Here is a 3,094-nt window from a genome sequence, read left to right as displayed (position 1 = left end):
GCGCCGGACTTGTCCGCCCACTGCTGCCAGGAGCGGCCCGGAACCGGCGCTGCTGGCCTGATCAGGAGCTTGACCACCCGATGCCAGTCGGGCGTGTCCCATCACCGTCCTGCCCTGCGTCCGGTCCGGACCAATCCCGTCCACGTCGACGTCCGGGCAAGGAGTCAACCCATGGTTATGCTGGCAGACCTCGTCGAGCTCGTCATCGAGGCAGACACCCACAAGCACACCCACACCGCCGCGGTCGTGGCCGCCACGACTGGCGCGGTCGTCACCCAGGTGACCGTGCCGGCCACTCCAGCCGGCGACCAGCAGCTGCTCCAGGTGGCGGCCCGCCAGCCTGGCCAGCGGGTCTGGGCGGTCGAAGGCACCGGCGGCTACGGCGCGGGCCTGACCCGCTTCCTCGATGGCCAGGCCGAGCGGGTGGTGGAGCTGGACCGGCCCAAGCGGGCCGCCCGCCGCCACGGCGCCAAGTCCGACCTGCTGGACGCGGCCAGGGCGGCCCGCGAAGCCTTGGGTCGTGACCAGCTCGCTCAGCCCAGAGCGGCCGGTCATCGCGCGGCGTTGTCGGTGCGGCTGGCCGCCCGCCGCTCGGCGGTCCAGGCTGCCACCGACGCCCAACGCCAGCTCCACGCCCTCGTTGTCGCCGCCCCCGACAGCCTCCGTGGGCGGCTGCGTGGCCTGACCTCGCCTCGCCTGGTCGCCACCTGTGGGCGGCTCCGTCAGCAGACCACCTGGGATGTCGAGACTGCCGCCACTGCGGTCAGCCTGCGCGCTCTGGCCCGCCGCATCCAGCTCCTGAACGCCGAGATCGCCGAGCACACCCGGGCCATCACTACCTGGTCCGGGCCTGGCGACCCGACCTGCTCAGCCGGACTGGCGTGGGCCCGATCGTGGCCGCCATTGTCCTGAGCGCCTGGTCCCACCCCGGCCGCTGCCGCACCGATGCCGCCTTCGCCATGCTCGGTGGGGCCGCGCCCATCCCTGCCTCTAGCGGCCAGACGGTGCGCGTGCGGCTGAATCGCTCTGGGGACCGTCAGCTCAACCAGGCCCTGCACCTGGTCGTCCTGACCAGGCTGCGCTATGACCCAGCCACCCGTGCCTACGCCCAACGGCGCCGCGCCCAGGGTAAGACCAACCGGGAAATCCGACGCTGTCTGGTCCGCTACGTTGCCCGCCAGCTCTACCGACTCTTGGAGGCCAACCCACGCTTTGACCCAACATAGGAGCGTCCACCAGAGCAAGCGGCGGGCCAGGAGAGCTACTGGCTGGACCAGATCGCCCGCAACCGCGAGGAGTACTTCTTCGGCCGCGGTGAGTCACCAGGCCGGTTCCTGGGCAACGCCGCCGCCGCGGCCACCTCAGAGGGGTCGCCTCGGCCGAGCAGGTGTAGGCGATGTTCCAGGGCCTGGACCGGCCACTGGGGAGCAGCGCTGCGCGCTGCTGCTGCGCGCCGACCCGCGGTCCAAGCTGGCCGCGGTGCTCGACGGCGACCACGACAACGGCGCCGTCGGCGGCGCCCTGGACCTGCTCCGCCGCTCCCCGGCCCTGGCCGAGGCCCGCCGCACCGCCCAGGCCGAGGTCGACGCCACCCGCTCCGCCCTCGACGCCGTCCCCCCCGGCCCCGTCCGCACCGCCCTGGCCCAGGTCGCCGACCAGGTCCTCGACCGCCAGGTCTGATCCGGGTACGATCAAGCCGATCGTTGAGCTTGGTATGCTTAGAAAAGGATAAGAAGCCCTGCTCAAAGCGCCGATCCGGCTGGTCCACTTCCCTGGGGTGGCGGTCGCCGTGGTTGCCGCGGCACTGATCCTGGCGCTGACCGCGACCTCGGGCCGGCTGTTCCTGGCCTCCGCCGGCGACGCCGCCGTCGGCCAGGAGCTCGACCGGATCGGCGGGGTCCCGATGCTGGCCATGGTCATGTTCGGGGACCGGCCGGCGGACGTGGCCGCGGTGCAGCGGGCGGCCGAGTCGGTCGCCAGCGACCTGGTCCCCGGCCTCGGGCCGCCGGTCCGCACCAGGTCGGGCGCGACCATGGACGCGGCCGCCGGGACCAGGACGGCCAGGGTGCGCCTGGCCGCCCGGGACGGCTTCGCCGGGCACATCCAGGCGCTGGAGCGGACCGGTGGCGACGGCGCCTGGCTGCCCGACACCGCCGCCTCCTCGCTCGGCGTGCGGGCCGGCCAGACCGTCCGCCTGGGACTGCCGCCCGGCGTCAGGGTCCGGGTCGTCGGCGTCTACCGGGACCTGGCCACCTCCGACCAGCCGCTCGACCGCTTCTGGTCTCCGCTGGGCAAGGTCATTTACACCCTGGACCAGGAGGAGAGGACCACGCCGCCCGGGCTGGTGCTAGTCGACCCCGACCGGTTCCTGGAGCTGACCCGCCGGCTGGAGTCCCCGGGCCAGCTGGAATGGGACTTCTACCCGGAGTCGGACCGGCTCACCCTGCCGGAGGCCGACCGGCTGGCCGGCCAGATCCAGGCCGTCCAGGGGACCACCGGCGACCCCTGGGCGGAGCAGACGGGGCTCACCCGGGTCACCACCGCCACCCCGATCACCGACGTGGTCCGCCGCGCCCACGCCACCCTGGCCGCCCTGACCGGACCGGTGGAGAGCATCTCGCTCACCGGGCGCCTCCTGGCCCTGGCCCTGGTGGCTGCGGCTGCGGTGTTCGCGGTCCGGCGCCGTCGGGGGGAGGTGTCGGTGCTGATCGCCCACGGCGTTGGCGGGCTGCCGATCGGGGCGCGGTCGATGGTCGAGGCCGCGCTCCCCCTGGCCGCCGGGGGCGCCCTCGGCTACCTGGTCGCGCTCGGGCTGGCCGGGCCGCTGGATCCCGTTCCCGGCCTCCAGCCGCAGGCGACGGCGGCGGCCAGGCGCGAGGTGGCGCTCGCAATGGCCGCCGGCCTGCTGCTGTTCGGCCTGGTCACCTGGATCGCGGTGCGGTCCGAGGAGCGGGAGCGGGCCCGCCGCCTCGGGCAGGTGCTGGCCACGCCCTGGTGGGAGGTGCTGGCCCTGGCGCTGGCGGCGGCGGCCCTGTACGAGCTGCGGACCCGCGGCGGCGCCCCCGTCCAGGTCGAGGGCGAGCCGGCCCAGGTC

At 74.3% G+C, this 3,094-nt stretch carries 4 protein-coding genes; all 4 read left to right on the top strand.

Translation table 11 applies throughout. The features are described 5' to 3' along the window. The first annotated feature begins 171 nt into the window (after positions 1–171). Positions 172–912, top strand: a complete 741-nt coding sequence (locus VF468_09705; protein ID HEX5878583.1) for a transposase — start codon at positions 172–174, stop codon at positions 910–912. Next, positions 882–1,226 carry an IS110 family transposase gene (locus VF468_09700; GenBank protein ID HEX5878582.1) on the top strand — a complete coding sequence of 115 codons (345 nt, stop codon included), beginning with the start codon at positions 882–884 and terminating at the stop codon, positions 1,224–1,226. The genes VF468_09705 and VF468_09700 overlap by 31 nt, the downstream gene beginning before the upstream one ends. A 253-nt stretch (positions 1,227–1,479) precedes the next feature. Beyond that, positions 1,480–1,680 carry a hypothetical protein gene (locus tag VF468_09695; GenBank protein ID HEX5878581.1) on the top strand — a complete coding sequence of 67 codons (201 nt, stop codon included), beginning with the start codon at positions 1,480–1,482 and terminating at the stop codon, positions 1,678–1,680. 97 nt (positions 1,681–1,777) lie between these two features. Beyond that, positions 1,778–3,094 (top strand): hypothetical protein (locus tag VF468_09690; protein ID HEX5878580.1); only part of this gene is annotated, 1,317 nt, incomplete at its 3' end.

The sequence above is a fragment of the Actinomycetota bacterium genome, from assembly GCA_036280995.1.
Classification (GTDB): Bacteria; Actinomycetota; CALGFH01; order CALGFH01; family CALGFH01; genus CALGFH01.
Note: the sequence above shows the minus strand (reverse complement) of the source record. Positions and strands in the feature narration are given on the sequence as shown.

What these genes read in the sequence shown, in the direction of transcription:
- VF468_09705 (HEX5878583.1), top strand. Translation starts at nt 172, where the DNA reads ATGGTTATGCTGGCAGACCTCGTCGAGCTCGTCATCGAGGCAGACACC.